This is a genomic window from Muricoccus nepalensis, assembly GCF_006438825.1.
GTDB lineage: Bacteria > Pseudomonadota > Alphaproteobacteria > Acetobacterales > Acetobacteraceae > Roseomonas > Roseomonas nepalensis.
In genome coordinates, this window is sequence record NZ_RCZP01000005.1 from 81,055 (window position 1) to 97,276 (window position 16,222).

The 16,222-nt window shown below is 75.3% G+C and carries 17 protein-coding genes; 3 read left to right on the plus strand and 14 right to left on the minus strand.

The features are described 5' to 3' along the window. The first annotated feature begins 14 nt into the window (after positions 1–14). The gene (locus EAH89_RS07925) at positions 15–977 is read left to right on the plus strand and encodes a hydroxymethylglutaryl-CoA lyase (protein ID WP_140882263.1); all 963 of its coding nucleotides are present in this window, start codon (positions 15–17) and stop codon (positions 975–977) included. Further along, positions 974–2,182 carry a CaiB/BaiF CoA transferase family protein gene (locus tag EAH89_RS07930; protein ID WP_140882264.1) on the plus strand — a complete coding sequence of 403 codons (1,209 nt, stop codon included), beginning with the start codon at positions 974–976 and terminating at the stop codon, positions 2,180–2,182. The genes EAH89_RS07925 and EAH89_RS07930 overlap by 4 nt, the downstream gene beginning before the upstream one ends. Before the next feature lie 6 nt (positions 2,183–2,188). Here the strand turns inward: EAH89_RS07930 and EAH89_RS07935 are convergent, their stop codons facing one another. After that, positions 2,189–2,389 (minus strand): hypothetical protein, encoded by a 201-nt coding sequence (locus tag EAH89_RS07935; RefSeq protein ID WP_140882265.1) that lies wholly within the window; start codon positions 2,387–2,389, stop codon positions 2,189–2,191. A 391-nt stretch (positions 2,390–2,780) separates the two neighbouring features. Here EAH89_RS07935 and EAH89_RS07940 point away from each other — a divergent pair, with 391 nt between their 5' ends. Further along, positions 2,781–3,575 (plus strand): DUF2189 domain-containing protein, encoded by a 795-nt coding sequence (locus EAH89_RS07940; RefSeq protein WP_140882266.1) that lies wholly within the window; start codon positions 2,781–2,783, stop codon positions 3,573–3,575. A 74-nt stretch (positions 3,576–3,649) separates the two neighbouring features. Here EAH89_RS07940 and EAH89_RS31125 read toward each other — a convergent pair whose 3' ends face one another. From EAH89_RS31125 to puhC, 13 genes are all read right to left on the minus strand, one after another. After that, positions 3,650–3,823 (minus strand): hypothetical protein, encoded by a 174-nt coding sequence (locus EAH89_RS31125; protein WP_161993503.1) that lies wholly within the window; start codon positions 3,821–3,823, stop codon positions 3,650–3,652. A gap of 138 nt (positions 3,824–3,961) precedes the next feature. Continuing rightward, on the minus strand, positions 3,962–4,294 hold the full coding sequence (locus tag EAH89_RS07945) for a hypothetical protein (RefSeq protein WP_140882267.1): 333 nt from the start codon (positions 4,292–4,294) through the stop codon (positions 3,962–3,964). Positions 4,295–4,383: 89 nt separating this feature from the next. Further along, positions 4,384–5,478: a phytoene/squalene synthase family protein gene (locus tag EAH89_RS07950; protein WP_140882268.1), complete on the minus strand. Its 1,095-nt coding sequence runs from the start codon at positions 5,476–5,478 to the stop codon at positions 4,384–4,386. Next, positions 5,459–6,985 (minus strand): phytoene desaturase family protein, encoded by a 1,527-nt coding sequence (gene crtI / locus EAH89_RS07955; protein ID WP_140882269.1) that lies wholly within the window; start codon positions 6,983–6,985, stop codon positions 5,459–5,461. The genes EAH89_RS07950 and crtI overlap by 20 nt, the downstream gene beginning before the upstream one ends. 12 nt (positions 6,986–6,997) lie before the next feature. Next, positions 6,998–8,326 (minus strand): DUF3422 family protein, encoded by a 1,329-nt coding sequence (locus tag EAH89_RS07960; protein ID WP_140882270.1) that lies wholly within the window; start codon positions 8,324–8,326, stop codon positions 6,998–7,000. Continuing rightward, entirely contained in the window at positions 8,313–9,197 is an 885-nt protein-coding gene (gene bchO / locus EAH89_RS07965; RefSeq protein WP_140882271.1) for an alpha/beta fold hydrolase BchO, read from the minus strand. The genes EAH89_RS07960 and bchO overlap by 14 nt, the downstream gene beginning before the upstream one ends. 24 nt (positions 9,198–9,221) lie before the next feature. Beyond that, a complete protein-coding gene (locus EAH89_RS07970) occupies positions 9,222–10,985 on the minus strand; it encodes a magnesium chelatase subunit D (protein WP_140882272.1) in 1,764 nt (587 codons plus the stop codon). Continuing rightward, positions 10,982–12,085: a magnesium chelatase ATPase subunit I gene (bchI, locus tag EAH89_RS07975; protein WP_140882273.1), complete on the minus strand. Its 1,104-nt coding sequence runs from the start codon at positions 12,083–12,085 to the stop codon at positions 10,982–10,984. The genes EAH89_RS07970 and bchI overlap by 4 nt, the downstream gene beginning before the upstream one ends. Then, the gene (gene hemA / locus EAH89_RS07980) at positions 12,085–13,296 is read right to left on the minus strand and encodes a 5-aminolevulinate synthase (protein WP_140882274.1); all 1,212 of its coding nucleotides are present in this window, start codon (positions 13,294–13,296) and stop codon (positions 12,085–12,087) included. The genes bchI and hemA overlap by 1 nt, the downstream gene beginning before the upstream one ends. A gap of 50 nt (positions 13,297–13,346) precedes the next feature. Next, positions 13,347–14,372, minus strand: a complete 1,026-nt coding sequence (gene puhE / locus EAH89_RS07985; protein ID WP_140882275.1) for a putative photosynthetic complex assembly protein PuhE — start codon at positions 14,370–14,372, stop codon at positions 13,347–13,349. Between the two features lie 2 nt (positions 14,373–14,374). Continuing rightward, complete coding sequence (gene acsF / locus EAH89_RS07990; RefSeq protein ID WP_170182838.1) at positions 14,375–15,460, minus strand: magnesium-protoporphyrin IX monomethyl ester (oxidative) cyclase; 1,086 nt, start codon at positions 15,458–15,460, stop codon at positions 14,375–14,377. After that, positions 15,457–15,780 carry a hypothetical protein gene (locus EAH89_RS07995; RefSeq protein ID WP_140882277.1) on the minus strand — a complete coding sequence of 108 codons (324 nt, stop codon included), beginning with the start codon at positions 15,778–15,780 and terminating at the stop codon, positions 15,457–15,459. The genes acsF and EAH89_RS07995 overlap by 4 nt, the downstream gene beginning before the upstream one ends. Next, entirely contained in the window at positions 15,777–16,217 is a 441-nt protein-coding gene (puhC, locus tag EAH89_RS08000) for a photosynthetic complex assembly protein PuhC (RefSeq protein WP_161993504.1), read from the minus strand. The genes EAH89_RS07995 and puhC overlap by 4 nt, the downstream gene beginning before the upstream one ends. Positions 16,218–16,222 lie beyond the last annotated feature (5 nt).

Consider the following 16,222-nt stretch of genomic DNA (forward strand, 5'->3'; position numbering starts at 1 on the left):
CCGGGAGAACCCCAGTGACCGACCTGCCGAGCCGCGTGTCCATCAACGAGGAGGGCCCGCGGGAAGGCTTCCAGATCGAGCCGGGGCCGATCCCGACGGCGGACAAGGTGGCGCTGGTCGACGCGCTCTCCGCCACCGGGCTGCGGCACATCCAGGTGGCGTCCTTCGTCAGCCCGAAGCTCGTGCCGGGCTGGGCGGACGCGGAGGCGGTGGTGGCGGGCTTCGCGCCGCGGGAGGGGGTCGCCTACACGGCGCTCTGGTTCAACGGCGCCGGGCTCGACCGGGCGTTGGCCTTCCGGGACCGGCTGAGCGTGACGGGCTCGATCTCGCTCTCGGCGTCCGAGGCCTTCTCGCGCCGGAACCTCAACCGGGACCGCGAGGGGAACCTGGCGGCGATGCGCAAGCAGACGGCGGCGCATCTCGCGGCGGGGGTGCCGGTGCGGCGTCTGGGCATCATGGCCGCCTTTGGCTGCAACTTCTCGGGCGAGGTGACGCCGGCCCAGGTGTTCACGGCGATCGAGGACGGGCTCTCGATCGCGGCTGAGGCGGGGGTGGCGCTCACGCGGCTCTCGCTTGCGGACACGATGGGGTGGGCGAACCCGGTGGCGGTGGAGCGGCTGGTGGGCGCGGTGCGCGCGCGCTGGCCGGCGCTCGAGCTGACGCTGCACCTGCACGACACGCGGGGCATGGCGGTGGCCAACGCGCTCGCCGCGCTGCGGATGGGGGTGGCGAGCTTCGACGCGACGGTGGGCGGGCTGGGCGGCTGCCCCTTCGCCGCGCACAAGGGCGCGCCCGGGAACATTGCAAGCGAGGAGCTGGCGATGCTCTGCGAGGAGATGGGGATCGAGACCGGCATCGACCTCGACGCGCTGATCGAGGCGGGGCACCGGGCGGAGCGCATCGTCGGCCACCCGCTGCCGAGCGCCCTGCTGCGGGGCGGAAGCCTGCGGGCGATGCGCGCGAGGATGGCGGCGTGAGCGGCGCGGGGCCGCTGGCGGGGATCCGGGTCCTCGAGTTCTCCCACACGATCATGGGACCCTGCGCGGGGCTCGTCCTGGCCGATCTCGGCGCGGAAGTGGTGAAGGTGGAACCGGCGCCGGACGGCGACCACACGCGGCGGCTGCCGGGCTTCGCGGCGGGCTTCTTCGCGACCTTCAACCGGAACAAGCGCTCGCTCGCGATCGACCTCAAGCGGCCGGAGGGGCGGGAGGCGGTGCACCGGCTGGCGGCGACGGCGGACGTGGTGCTCGAGAACTACGGGCCCGGCACGATGGAGCGGCTGGGCTGCGGCTGGGAGGACCTCTCAGCCCTGAACCCGCGGCTCGTCTACCTCGCGCTCAAAGGCTTCCTGGCCGGGCCCTACGAGAACCGGCCGGCGCTGGACGAGGTCGTGCAGTTCCAGTCGGGGCTCGCCTACATGACGGGTCCGCCCGGGCAGCCGCTGCGGGCCGGGGCCTCGGTGGTGGACATCATGGGCGCGGTCTTCGGCGTGGTCGCGGTGCTGGCGGCGCTGCGGGAGCGCGACGCGACCGGGCGCGGCCAGCGGGTCGGCAGCGCGCTGTTCGAGTCCGCGGCCTTCCTCGTGGGATCGCACATGGCCGGCGCGGCGGCGACAGGGGAGCCGGTGCCGCCCATGCCCGCGCGGCGCGGGGCCTGGGGCGTCTACGAGCCCTTCACGGCCGCCGATGGCGGGCAGGTCTTCATCGGGGTGACGAGCGACGCGCAGTGGGTGCGCTTCTGCGAGGCCTTCGGCCTTGCGGACCTCGCGGCCGACGAGCGCCTGCGCCGCAACGCCGATCGCACGCGGGAGCGCCCCTGGCTCATCCCGCGGCTGCGCGAGGCGATTGGGGCCCTACCGCGGGATGAGGTGGTGGCGCGCTGCGAGCGGGCCGCGATCTCCTGGGCGCCGGTCGGGCAGCCCGCCGACCTCTTCAGGGACCCGCATCTGCTCGCGGGCGGCGGGCTTCTCGCAACGGCGATCGCCGCGATGGGCGGCGGGGCGGAAGCGATGCTGCCGGCGCTGCCGGTCGAGATGGGCGAGGCGCGGGCGCGCCCCGGCCTGCGTCGCCAGCCGCCGCGCGTCGGCGAGCACAACGCGGAGGTGCTCGGCGAGGCCGGGCTGGACGGGGCGGCGATCGCCTCGCTGGCCGCGCGCGGCATCCTCTGCGCGGGAAGTCCCTGAGGGGCGTCAGCCGCCGGCGATGCCCTCGATGACGATGCCGGTGCCGCCGCAGGTCGGGCACTCGGCCCCGGCGCGCTTGCCGCTGCCCTGGCACGCCGGGCAGACGTTCTCGCCGGTGCCGGGCGTGCCGGGGGGCGCGTCGTCGCCGGGGTTCAACGGGCCGCCGGACGGCGCGCCCTGTGCCTTGCCTGCGTTCGCGTCGGACATGCGACTTCCCCTTGCTACGTTTCCTCGACCGGGAGAACGCGCCGGCCGGCGCCCGCGTTTCGCGGGACGGGCGGTCCGCCTCGGGCCCGATCGCTCCCGGGGCTACTTCCGCTCGGCGGCGCGGCGGTCGCGGCGCAGCACCCAGAGTTCCCGCAGCCCGAAGGCGATGACGAGGCCGAAGATGAGGCCAACCTCGATCAGCCCGGCATTCTCCATCCCGCCCTCCCCTTGTCGGCCGTGCCCGCGTGGAAACACGCTTGCGTGACGATACTACGCAAAGCCTCGCCCTCCATCCAGCTTCGATAAGCTCAGGTTCCGATGGCGGCTCGCCAAGGGCCGCGGTCAGGATCGTACAAGGCCGCCTCGAGACGGCCGAAAGGGATGGCTGATCATGGTCCAGGTTTCGACGACCCCCGTGACGAATCTCAACGCCTATGCCGAGCCCACGGTGCGGCGCATCGGCACGGACGACGTCTGGAGTTCCCTCTCGCAGGGCTGGCGCGACTTCCTCGAGGTCCCGACCCAGCTCTTCTTCCTCGCGATCATCTACCCCGCGGTCGGGCTGGTGCTCGGCTTCGCGGCGGCCGGGGGCGACATGCTGTCGGTCATCTGGCCGCTGACGGCGGGCTTCGCGCTGCTCGGGCCGATCACGGCGGTCGGCATCTACGAGATGAGCCGGCGGCGCGAGCAGGGATTGCCGGTGCACTGGATGGACGCGCTGGCTGTGTTCCGCTCGGCGGGCCTAGGGTCGATCATCGGGGTGGGCATCGTGCTGCTCGCGCTCTTCGTGGCCTGGATCGTGACGGCGCAGTGGATCTACCACTCGACGATCGGCCCGGATCAGCCCTCGTCGCTGAGCGACCTCTGGCGCGTCGCGACCGGCACGCCCGAGGGCTGGCGGCTGATGACGATCGGCAACATCACCGGCTTCGTCTTCGCCGTCGTCGCGCTCTCGGTCAGCGTCGTGTCGATCCCGCTGCTGCTCGAGCGCGACGTCGGGCCCGTGGCCGCGATCCGCACCTCGCTGCGGGCGGTGGCAACCAACCCGGTGCCGATGGGGCTCTGGGGCCTGCTGGTGGCGGGGCTGCTGCTGGCAGGGTCCATCCCTCTCTTCGTCGGGCTGGCGGTGGTGATGCCGGTGCTGGGCCACGCGACCTGGCACCTCTACCGCAAGGTCGTCGGCTGAGGCCTGCCCATGCGTGAAAGGCGGGGGCCGTCGGCTCCCGCCCTTTTTCGTGCCCGGTGCCTAACTGTGCGCGGTCAGAGAGGCTTATTGTCCGGGGTCGAGGAATCCGGGGGCGGGTGGCTGACATGGCCGTGCTCGTCCCGCACGTCGCGGCTGCGCTTGATGGAGCGCCACTGCCACACCCCCGCCGCGAGCGCGGCCAGCAGCGTGAAGGCGAACAACCAGAAGATGATGCTGTTGTATTCCACGGAGGCCTGCCTTCTGCCGGGTCACCGGAGGAACAAGCCGCGGGGACGCGCCGCGGTTGCGTCGGGTGGAACCTTGCTCCCGCGGAGTTGAGCCCCTCGCCCGGCCTGTCCTGGACGGCGGGGGCGGCGCGGCCGGGATCAGTGGCCGGGGGCGAGGCGGTAGCGGCCCTTCACCTTCACCCAGAACCCGTAGGCGACGAGGAGCGCCACGAAGCCCGCGAGGTCGAAGAGGGAGAAGACCCCGCCGCCGCCGGTGAGCCAGAAGGCGAGCGCGACCTGCCCGCCCGCGACGACGAGGCCGAAGATGATGATGGAGGGCCCGAGATCCGCCATCAGCACGAGGGAGGGGTGGAGCGGCGGCGGCTCGACACCCGCGCGCGCGGCGGCAAGGGCGCGGCGGCGGCGGTCCATCGCGGACCAGACCAGCCAGGCCGCCACCGCAAACAGGACCGCGCCCATGACGTGCGGCATGGCCAACTCCTCCCCGGAAGTGTTCTCGTCATTCGATCATTGGTTCGCCGCGGCCCACGTCAACGGGCGGCCCGGCGCCGCGGCGCCGCTCAGCGCGCGAGGTCGCGCGCCCAGGCGCGGCGCGGCGCGTCCCGGCGCTGCCGGTCGCGCTCCTCGAGGCGCTCGAAGAGGCCGAGGAGCCAGAGGAGCCGCGCGCGCAGGTCCCACCAGGCGACGCCGCCGGGGCGCGCGGGGGGCGGGGCGAAGGCGGCGGCCTGGCCGGCCTCGACGAGGAAGCGCATCTCGGGCAGCGGCGCGCCCCCGCCCGCCCGCGGGCGGGCCGCGACGGCGGAGAGGCTGCGGGCGGCGAGGCGGAGCTTGCGGCGCCCGGGCACGACGGCGCGGCGGGTCACGCTGTCATGGCCGGCGCGCGACACGGCGCGGCCGATCTCCGCGTAGATGGCGCCGGCCGCGGCGATGGCGGGGCGGCAGCCGGGCGGCAGGAGGGGGACGCCCTCGAGGCCGCGCGCGTAGAGCCCCTCCGCCTCGGCGAGGAGGCGGGCGACCACGCCGCGCAGCGCCGCGTCGGCTTTGGGTCGGGCGAGCCATTGCTCGGGGTCGATGCCCGCCTCGCGCAGCCAGGAGAGGGGGAGGTAGAGGCGGCCGGCGGCGGCGTCCTCGCCGACGTCGCGGGCGATGTTGGTGAGCTGCATGGCGGCGCCGAGGTCGCAGGCGCGCGCGAGGGCGTCGGCGTCGCGCGCGCCCATCAGCAGCGACATCATGGCCCCGACCGAGCCCGCCACGCGCGCGGCGTAGTCGCGGAGCGCCGGCAGGTCCTCGTAGCGGCGCCCCTCCGTGTCCCAGGCGAGGCCCTCGATCAGCGCCTCCGGCAGGGCGCGGGGAATGGCGTGGCGCGCGACGGTGCGGGCGAAGGCGCGGTCCACCGGGTGCGGCAGGGGCGCGCCGGCGTAGGCGCGGGCGAGGCGGTCCCGCGTGCGGGCGAGGCCCGTCGCGGCGTCGCCGAGGTCCACCGCGTCGTCGGCCGTGCGGCAGAAGGCGTAGAGCGCCGAGGCCGGCAGGCGCACGCGGGCGGGCAGGAGGAGCGAGGCCGCGTGGAAGGAGCGCGAGCCGTGGCGCAGCAGCGCGCGGCAGGCCGCGAGGTCGGCCCGCGCCGCCGCGGAATCGTCAGACCAGCGCGTTGGCATGGGGCACCACCGTGTCGAGAACGCGGGCGGAGGAGAGCACGCCCGGCACGCCCGCGCCGGGATGCGTGCCGGCGCCGACGAGGAAGAGGTTCGGCACGCCGCTGCTGCGGTTGTGCGGGCGGAACCAGGCGCTCTGCCACAGCACGGGCTCGAGGCCGAAGCCGGAGCCCTGCGTCGCCAGGAGGCGGCTCTGGAAGTCGAGGGGGGTCGCGATGCGGGAGGTGACGATCTCGCTCTCGAAGCCCGGCATGACGGTCTCGGCGAGGCGCCGCGCGACGGCCTGGCGGTAGGGCTCGGCCTCGCGCGCCCAGTCGGTCCCGCCGGCGAGGTTGGGGACCGGGGAGAGGACGTAGAAGCTGTCGTGGCCGGGCGGCGCCATGGCGGGGTCGCTCGCGCTCGGGCGGTGGAGGTAGAGGCTGAAGTCCTCGGACAGGACCTTGCGCGCGAAGATGTCGCGCAGCAGGCCGCGGTAGCGCGGGCCGAGGAGGATCGTGTGGTGGCCGACCGCCTCGTATTTCCGGCGGGTGCCGAAGTACCAGACGAAGAGGCCCATGGACTGGCGCGCGCGGTCGGCGCGGCGGTGGGACCAGCGGGGCTCGGTGCCCTCGGGCAGCAGGTGGCGGTAGGTGAAGGCGGCGTCGGCGTTGGAGACGATGACCGTGGCGGGGACGTGCTCGCCGCCCTTGAGCAGGACGCCGGTGGCGCGGCCCCCCTCGAGGGTGATGCGCGCGACCTCCGCCCCGCAGCGGAGGCTGCCGCCCTGGCCCTCGATGAGGGAGGCCAGGCCCTCGACGATGCGTCCCATGCCGCCCATCGGCCAGTGCACGCCCCAGCGCTGCTCGAGCGCGGGGATGAGGGCGTAGAGGCCGCTGGCGGTGAAGGGGTTCCCGCCGATCAGCAGGGGGTGGAAGGAGAAGACGGTGCGCAGGCGCTCGTCGCGGAAGAAGCGGGAGGCGAGGCGGTAGACGCTACCGAAGCCGCCGAGGCGGAGCAGCGCGGGGGCGACGCGGAGCATGTCCGAGACGCGGCCGAAGGGAAGGTGGCCGAGCTGCTCGAAGCCGATGCGGCAGGCTTCGAGGCTGTGGGCCATGAAGCGCTCGAAGCCCGGGACGTCCTCCGGGGATAGCCGCGCCACCTCGGCGCGCATGGCGTCGCGGTCGCCGGAGTAGTCGAAGGTCTCGCCGTCGTCGAAGCGGATCCGGTAGAAGGGCGCGACCGGGCGGAGGTCGATGCTGTCGGCCATCCGCTTGCCGCAGAGCGCCCAGAGCTCCTCGAGCAGGAAGGGGGCGGTGACGATGGTGGGGCCGGCGTCGAAGGTGAAGCCGTCCTGGCGGTGGGTGAAGGCGCGGCCGCCCGGCGCCTCCAGCCGGTCGAGCACCGTCACGCGGTAGCCGCGGGCGCCGAGGCGGATGGCGGCGGCGAGGCCGCCGAGGCCGGCGCCGATGACCACCGCGTGCGGCCGCGCGGGGCGGAGCGCCGCGGGCGCGAGATCCGTCAGGGCGTCCATGATCCCTCCCCTTTATCCATCGGCGTCCAGCTTGCCCCGCGCCAGGTGCCGCCGCGCGCGGTGCAGACCGAGCGCGACGAGGATCGCGACGACCGGCACCGCGATGGCGGTGACGAGGCCGGGCGGCGCGCCGTAGCGCCCCGTGCCGATGCCGTTCGCCACCTGCCCGATGAGGCCGACGACGTAGTAGGTGATGGCCGCGACCGAGAGGCCCTCGACCGTCTGCTGCAGGCGGAGCTGCATCCGCGCGCGGCGGTCCATGGAGGCGAGCACCGCGAGCGACTGCTCCTCGCGCGTCAGCTCGACACGGGTGGAGAGAAGCTGCGTCGCCCGCGCCACGCGGCGGGACAGCGCCTCGTGCCGCGCGGAGACGGCGGTGCAGGTGGCCATGGCCGGGGCGAGGCGGCGCTCGACGAATTCCTCGAAGGTCGCGATGCCCTCGATGCGGCGCTCGCGGAGCTCCGCGATGCGGCGGCGGACGAGGTCGTAATAGGCGGCCGAGGCGCTGAAGCGGTGGAGGTGGGCGGCCTCCTGCGCCTCGATCTCCGCAGCGAGCGCGGTGAGACGGCCGAGCAGGGGTGCCTCGTCGGCGGGGCGGGCGGGGGCGAGGATGGCGGTGATCCCCGCCAGCTCGTGCTCCCGGTCCGACAGGAAGGGGGCGAGGCTGCGGGCGATGGGGAAGGCCAGCAGCGCGAGGAGGCGGTAGGTCTCGATCTCGAGCAGGCGCTGGGCGGTGCGGCCGGCCTGGGCCGCGGTCATGCCGGCGTCGAGGAGGAGGACGCGCGAGAAGCCGTCGGGCTGGATGCGGAAGTCGGTGAAGGCGGCGCCGCGGCCCTCCAGCACCTGGCCGCCGACGATCTCGGCGCCGTGGAAGTGGCGGGCGGCCTCGGCGGCACCGGCCTCCGCGCGGCCGCTCTCGGAGCGCGCGCTCTCCGCGCGGCGGAGGGCGAGGTGGATCGCGACGAGGAGCTGCCCCGGCAGGGCGGCGAGCCAGCCCGGCGGCAGCGCCGCGATGGCCGGCTGGGCGAAGGGGACGGTGGCCCCGGCGGCGGGGACGGAGACGGCGAGGCGGGAGAACTCAGTGTGGCGCTCCCAGCGGAGCCAGAAGGTGCCGAAGTCGCCGGCGAAGTGGTCGGTGCCCTCGGCCGGCGGCGGGATGCCCGCGTCCTCCGCGAGGGTCCGGATGGCCGCCAGCGTCCCGTCCCGCGCCGCGCGGTCGCCGAGGAGGGCGACGTAGGAGATGTCGAGCGGCGCGGAGAGCGGCGCCGAGGGGCGCGCGTGCGCCTCGTCGTTGAGCGCCTGGCGCTGGGGGTGCGAGGGGGGGAGGTCAGGCGGCGGCACGCGCGGCCTCCGCGAGGTCGGCGATGAGGCGGGCGACCTCCTCCGGCCGCTCCTCGTGCGCGAGGTGGCCGAGGCCGGGCATGGGGTGGATGCGGGCGGCGGGCAGGATGGCGCGCACGCGCTCGGCCTCGGCGGCGGGCACGGCCCGGTCGTTCGTGCCGACCACGAGGACCAGCGTGGCGCGCAGCCGCGGGAGGTCGCGTAGCAGCGGGCGGAGGTCCCAGGCGGCCATCATGCCGAGGGCGGCGGCGAGATGCGTCGGCTTGCGGAGGAGGCGCGTGTAGAACTCGACGCCCTCGGCCGAGATGGTGGAGCCGGTGTCGCGAAGGAGGCGGTTGGCGACTCCCGTGTTGCCCGCGCCCCAGGCGAAGAGCCTCGGCACGAAGGGCAGGCCGGCCAGGAGCTTGGCCGTGCGCGTGAAGAAGTCCGCGTTCTCCCGCCCCATGGGGGTCAGCGCGCCGTTCAGGGCGACGATGAGGCGGGGGTCGATGGCGCCGTCGAGCGCCATGCGCAGCGCGACGGCGGCGCCGGCCGAATGGGCGGCGACGACCTCGGGGCGGAGATCGAGGACCTCCAGCAGGGCGCGGGTGGCGGCGGCCATGCCCTGGAGCGTCAGGCCCTGGGCGGAGGGCGGGGCGGTGAAGCCGTGGCCGGGGAGGTCCGGGGCGACGACGGTGAAGCGCTCGGCCAGACGGGGCAGCAGGTCGCGCCAGGAGTGGGTGGCGGCGGCGGTGCCGTGGAGGAGGAGGAGCACCGGGCCGCGTCCCGCGACCTGGACGTGCCAGCGCAGCCCCGCCGCGGCGACGAAGCGGCTGTGCGCGCGGTTGGGCCAGTCGCGGCCCTCGCGGTCCCAGGCGGGCCGGTCGGTCATACGCCCTCGCTCACGGGGGGCTTTTCACGAGGGCGCCATGGTGGCGCGCACCGTCCGCGAGAGGGCGGCGGCGCCGGCATGGGGGAGCGGGACGTAGCGGGCGGCCATCTCGGCGGCGAGCCGGGCGGCGGCGGGCTGAGGGCGCGGGGCGGTGTCCACGAGAAGGGAGGCGGTGCCGGTCGCGCGCAGGCGGCGAGCGGATTCCGCGGCGTCGTCCGCCGCGCGGGCGCGGTCGGCGGTGCCGTCGCGGGCGATGTTGGCGCGGCCGTCGGTGAGGAGGACGACGAGCGGGGTGCGTCCCGCGCGGCGCTCGGCGGCGGCGAGGAGGGTCGCGGCGTCGAGCCCGGCCGAGATGGGCGTGGCGCCGCCGCCGGGCAGGCCGGCCAGGCCCCGCTTCGCGCGGGTGAGCGAGGTGGTGGGCGGCAGGAGGAGGGTGGCGGCGGTGCCGCGGAAGGCGATGACGGCCACGCGGTCCCGCCGCGCGTAGCAGTCGGCCAGCAGCAGCTCGACGGCGCCCTTCGCCTCGGCAAGGCGGTGGAGCGCGGAGGAGCCGGAGGCGTCCACCGCGAAGATCGCCGTCGTCTCCGTGCGCTGGCGGAAGCGGACGAGGCGGACGTCCTCCTTCCGGAGCTTCAGCCCGGGCCCCGGGGAGGCCTGGCGGCGAAGCGGCTGCCAGGGCGCGGCCGCGCGGAGGGTCTCGACGAGGCTGACCCGGGCGCCGGGGCGGAGCTCGCCGGGCGCGGTGCCGATGGGCTGGCCGCGGTTGGCGGCGCGGCGGGGCTGGCCGCTGCGCCCGGCCGAGCCGGCGCCGCGGGGGGTGGCGAAGGGGCTCAGGGCCGCGAGGAGGCCCGCGGGGATGGCGGCGCGGGCCGCGGCGACGACGGATTCCTCGAGCGCGCGGCGGGCGGCCTCGTCGGTCTCCTCCTCGCCGGGGTCCTCGGGGTCGGGGCGGTCCTCGGGGGGCTCCGCCTCGGGCTCGGCGGACGGCGCGGCCATCGGGACGCCGCGCGGCGAGAGGACGAGGGCGGCGGCGCGGGAGGCGTCGGCGGGGGTGACGGCGAGGCGGCCTTCGAGCGCGGCCAGGGCGCGGGCGGCGCGCAGCGCCATCAGAGGCGGCCGGAGGGAGGCGATGCCAAGCTGGACCGCGGCCTTGCAGAGCGCCTCGGTGACGCCGGGCGCGGCCTGGACCTGCGGGAGGAGCGCGCGGGCGGCACCGACGGCGGCGCTGTCGTAGGGCGGGGCGTCGAGCGGGCCCTGGACGCCGTCCAGCGCCACCGGGAGGGCCAGGCGCTCGGTGAGGGCGGCCGGGGGGCGCTCGTCTTCCAGCCCCTCGTCGAGCGCGACAACGGCGAGGCGCGCGGGAAGGCGGCGGGCGAGGCCGTCGCGCTCGAGGACGACCGTGCCGGTGTCGAGGACGGCGGCGATGCGGGCGGCGGCGCCGGGCTCCATCCGCTCGGCCATGGCGAGGAGGAGGACGCCGCCGTCGGTCTCGGCGAGCACGCCGCGCTCCACCACCGGGCGGCCGCGGCGGAGGGTGGCGCCGAGGTCGAGGCCGCCGAGGAGGCGGCTGTCGGGGGCGTTGGGGGGAAGGCGGCGCAGGGGCAGGCCCGCGGGCAGGAGGTCCCGCAGCAGGGCGAGCCAGCGGTCGCGCAGGGGGCCGGGGCGCGCGCGGAGCCAGGCGCCGCCGAGCCCGGCGGGGTCGGTCGCGAGGAGGCAGGCCGCGAGGGCGGCCTCGGCCCAGGAGGGGGCGGCCGCCGCGTCGGGGTCGGGGACGGCCGCGTCGCTCACGCGCCGAAGACCTCCTCCATCGCGCGCTCCACGCGGGTCGTCGCGACCGCCTCGTCCAGCGCGTTGCGGCGCAGGCGGTGGCGGAGCGCGGGCGGCGCCATGCGGCGGAGATGGGCGAGGGTGACCTCCGGGTCGCCCTCCAGCGCGGCCAGGGCGCGCGCCGCGCGGGTGAGGGTCAGCTCGCCGCGCAGCCCGTCGGTGCCGAGGGCGATGCAGAGGCGGGCGGCGTCCTCGATGGCGCTGTCGGGGACAATGACGGCCTCGAGCCGCGCGCGGGCGGCGGTGAGGCGGTCGCGCAGCGCGGCCTCGGCGGGCGCCCAGGCGGCGGTGACGCCCTCCGGGTCGCGGTCGAAGGCGTCGCGGCGCTTCACGACCTCGACCCGCGCCTTGAGGTCGGTGGGGGTGCGGACCTCCACGGCCAAGCCGAAGCGGTCCAGCAACTGGGGCCGGAGGTCGCCCTCCTCGGGGTTGCCGCTGCCGACGAGGACGAAGCGGGCGGGGTGGCGCAGCGAGATGCCCTCGCGCTCCACCACGTTCTCGCCGGAGGCGGCGACGTCGAGGAGGAGGTCCACGAGGTGGTCCTCGAGAAGGTTCACCTCGTCGACGTAGAGGAAGCCGCGATGGGCGCGGGCGAGGAGGCCCGGCTCGAAGGCCTTCACGCCGCCGCTCAGCGCGCGCTCGATGTCCAGGGCGCCGGCGACGCGGTCCTCGGTGGCGCCGAGGGGGAGGTCCACGACGGGGACGGGCACGGTGACGGCGCGGACCGGCCGGCCGCGGCAGGCCTCGCAGAGGGCGGCGGGGCGGGCGGGGTCGCAGTTGTAGGGGCAGCCGGCGACGGACCGCATGGGCGGCAGGAGGGCGGCCAGGGCGCGGACGGCGGTGGACTTGCCGGTGCCGCGGTCGCCGAGCGCGAGCACGCCGCCGATCGCGGGGTCGACGGCGGCCAGCAGGAGGGCGTCGCGCAGCTCGTCCTGGCCAACGATGGCCGAGAAGGGAAAGACGGGCCGGGCGGCGCGCGGCCCCGGCGCGGCCGCGGGGCGTCGGGCCCGGCGCGGGCGCGCCGGGGCCGTCGCGGGCGGGGGCGCGCCGAAGCCGTCCATCAGGCGGCGCGCCGGAGGCTGAAAGCGCCCCAGATCTCGCCGAGCGCGTTCACCAGGTGGTCGATGTCGGCGTCGGAGTGGAGCGGGGACGGCGTGATGCGCAGGCGCTCCGTGCCGCGCGGGACGGTCGGGTAGTTGATGGGCTGGACGTAGATGCCGTAGCTCTCGAGCAGCACGTCGCTGATGCGCTTGCAGGCGACGGGGTCGCCGACCATGACGGGCACGATGTGGCTCGGGTTCGGCAGGTGGGGCACGCCGGCCGCGTCGAGGCGCGCGCGGACGCGGGCGACGCGCTCGTGCATGCGGGCGCGCTCGGCGCCGCTCGCGCGGAGGTGGCGGATGCTGGCGAGCGCGCCGGCCGCGACGTGCGGGGGCAGCGAGGTCGTGAAGATGAAGCCGGCGGCGTAGGAGCGCACGAAGTCGCACATGGCGGCCGAGCCCGCGATGTAGCCGCCCATGGTGCCGAAGGCCTTGGCGAGCGTGCCCTCGATGACCGTGAGGCGGTGGGCGAGGCCCTCGCGCTCGGCGATGCCGGCGCCGGTCGGGCCGTAGAGGCCGACGGCGTGGACCTCGTCGAGATAGGTCATGGCGCCGTAGCGGTCGGCGAGGTCGCAGATCTCGGCGATGGGGGCGATGTCGCCGTCCATGGAGTAGACGGATTCGAAGGCGATGAGCTTCGGCCGGGCGGGGTCGATGCCCGCGAGCAGGCGCTCGAGGTCGGCGACGTCGTTGTGGGCGAAGACCTTCACCTCGGCTCGGCTGTGGCGGATGCCCTCGATCATCGAGGAGTGGTTCAGCGCGTCCGACAGCACGACGCAGCCCGGCATGCGGGAGGCGAGGGTCGAGAGCGTCGCCCAGTTCGACATGAAGCCGGAGTTGAAGAGCAGCGCGGCCTCGGTGCCGTGGAGCGCCGCGAGCTCGGCCTCGAGCATGACGTGGTTGTGGTTGGTGCCGGCGATGTTGCGCGTGCCCCCTGCCCCGGCCCCGCAGGCGTCGATCGCCGCGTGCATGGCGCTGATGACCGCGGGGTGCTGGCCCATGCCGAGGTAGTCGTTGGAGCACCAGACGGTGACGGGCGACTGGGTGCCGTCGTGGTTGTGGGCGGCGGCGGGGAAGCGGCCCGCGCGGCGCTCGAGATCGGCGAAGACGCGGTAGCGGCCCTCGCGGTGGAGGCCGTCGATCTGGCGACGGAAGAAGCTCTCGTGGTCCATTTCGTCCCCTACCCTCTTCACCGGCGGCCCTTTCCCGGCCGCGTTCTGGACTATGCGGCGGCGCAGGCCTCGAAGGCCGCGCGCAGGCGCGACCCGTCGAGGCGCCCCACCGCGGTGACGCGCTGCGCCCCGTCGTCGCGCGGCGCGATCGCGGCGAGGCTCGGCTGCCCCTCCGCGACGTAGAAGCGGACCCAGCCGTTGCCGGCCCGGGCCTCGCCCTGCAGGCGGTCCACCGGGCCGAAGCTGCCGCGGGCGACGGCCTGCAGCAGGCTCTCCAGCCCGCCGGGATCGCAGCTTCCCTCCAGCTCCGTGCTCCAGGCGCGGGAGCGGAAGCCCCAGCCCCAGAGGGCGGTGGCCGGGAGGGGGATGACCATCAGCGCGTGCTCGAGCGCGCCGAGCCCGGCCAGCGTGCCGAGCAGCGTCCCGGCGACGGCCTGGAAGGGATCGGCGCCGGGCGCGAAAGCCCCGGCCAGCAGCCAGGCGGTGACGCCGGCCGAGCCGAGGAGCGAGAACGGCAGCAGGGCGTTGGCGGACCGGCGGCCGAAATAGGTGCCGAGGTAGCGGAGGTGGTCGGGCAGGAACTCGGTGTTGAGGTTCCGCACGCCGAGGAAGAGGTTCAGCTTCGCGCTGAGCCGCATGCCCCAGAGCAGCAGGACCGTCAGCAGGCCGACCTTGTTCGCGCCGCCCCAGGTGAGCGCCGCCGTCCCCGCCGCGGCGGCGAGGATCGCCAGCTCGTGGTGCAGCACCGCCAGCGTCGCGCGGCGGAAGCGGGGCCAGCCCGCGAGACCCGGCGGGCAGGCGCGGCGCTCCGGCCCCGTGATGGCGCCGGTGAGGAAGGTGAGCTCCAGCCAGCCCCAGACCGCGATGCCGCAGGCGAAGGCGAGGGTGGCGCCCCCGGGCGTCGCGTCGCCCGCCGTGGCATGCAGGCCCCAGGCCGCGAGCGCCAGCACCGCGGTCGCGGCGCCGAGCGTCCCGCGGAAGGTCTCCCGGCGCATCCCGTCGAGGTACAGGATCGCCCCCGTGGTGAACCACCACAGGAACAGCGTCAGCGCGGCCGGGAGGAGGTGCTCGGCCATGGCTACCAGGCCGGGGAGAGCCGGACGTCGGCCGGGGGCGTGCCGCGGCGCGGCGTGCGGAGATAGAGGCGGGCGAAGGTGGCGGCCGCGGACACGGCGAGGCCGGCGCGACGGGCCTTGCCGAGGAGGCCCGGCGTCGCCTTCGCCTCGGCCATGCGGCCGCTGATGAGGCGAAGCCTCTCCAGGCCCGCGAGGAAGCCCGGGTGGTCCACGTCGAGCGTGTCCGGGAAGATCTGGCGGCAGATCTCCTCGGTGATGCGGAAGACCTTCATGTCGTACTCGACCGGCGTCATGCCGAGCGCGCGGTGGAAGGCGGGGCGCGCGTGGTCGCGCACGTACATCGTGGCGAAGACGGCGAGCTGGAAGAAGCGGGCCCAGTACTTGTTCCGGCCGGCCACGAGGTGCGGGTTGGCGCGGACGAGCAGCGCGAAGGCCTCGCCGTGGCGGAACTCGTCGTTGCACCACTTGTCGAACCACAGGAAGATCGGGTGGAAGCGAAGCTCCGGGTGCTTCTCGAACTGGCGGAAGATGGTGATGTAGCGGGCGTAGCCGATCTTCTCGGAGAGGTAGGTCGCGTAGAAGATGAACTTCGGCGTGAAGTAGTGGTACTTCTTCGCGCGCGTCAGGAAGCCGAGGTCGACCCCCACGCCGAGGTCCTTCAGCGTGTCGTTGATGAAGCCGGCGTGGCGGGCCTCGTCGCGGCTCATGTAGCCGAAGAGCGCCTTCATGTCGGGGTTCGTCACCCGCTTGCGGATCTCGGCGTAGAGCACGCATCCCGAGAACTCGGCGGTGACGGAACTCACGAGGAAGTCGAGCAGCTCCGCCTGCAGGTCGGGCGGCAGGTCGGCCATGCGGAAGCTGTCGAAGGCCTCGTTGCGGGTGAAGTGGCCCTTGTTGGGGTCGCGCCGGAACTCGTCCATCAGCGCGTCCCACTGCGCCCGCACCGGCTCGACGTCGATGCGGTCCATGGCCGCGAAGTCGGTGGTGTAGAAGCGGGGCGCGAGGACCGTGTCCTTCACGGCCTCCTGCGTCGTCTGGTTGAGGGGCTGCGCGGCGCGGCTGGCCGCGGTCTGGCTGACGGCGTTCACAGGGCGTGCTCCTTCGCTTCGAAGCCGCAGTGGTAGAGCTCGGTGAGCTCGAAGAGGGCGACGGCCATGGTCCAGTTGCGCTCGGCCCAGCCGGCGCGGCGGACGGTGGCGCGGCATTGCAGCGTGGTGACCGTGCCGTCGGGGATCTCGGTGGGCGCGCCGTGGACGATCACGCGGTCGCCCGGGCGGAGCTCGATGCCCTCGGGGATGGCGTGGGCGTGCAGGCTGTCGAAGCTGCGCTCGATCTCGACGGTGCAGGGAACCTCGATCGTGCGGGAACCGGAGAGGCGCCAGAGGAGGCCTGGGGCGGCGTCGTTCATTCGTTTTCCTCCCGGGCGGTCAGCAGCCGCGCGAAGGCCCCGGCATTGGTCGCGCCGAAGGCCCGCAGGTCCACCCACCGCCCCGTTGCCGGGTCTTGGAGCGTCACGCGCCCGTCGACGTACTCGGTGACGTTGAAGGGCGCGGCGATCGCAGCATCCTCCCTGCGGCGCTCGCGCGCCAGTCCTCTGAGGGCCCCGCGGACAAATCCGTTGGTGCCGGGCGGAAGGACGGCCACCAGCGTTCCGTCCGGCGCACTCACCACCACCGCGCCGTCGTCGCGGTCGGCGAAGACGAGGCTGCGCGCGGCGGCGACCGGGGTGGCGGGCGGCGGCTCCGGCACGTGCCAGAGCCGCGCGCTCGCCGCGCCGGCCAGGGTGAGGCCGAGCAGCAGCATCATGCCGAGGAAGGGGCCGCGGAGGGATGCGCGCTCTGCCATCATCG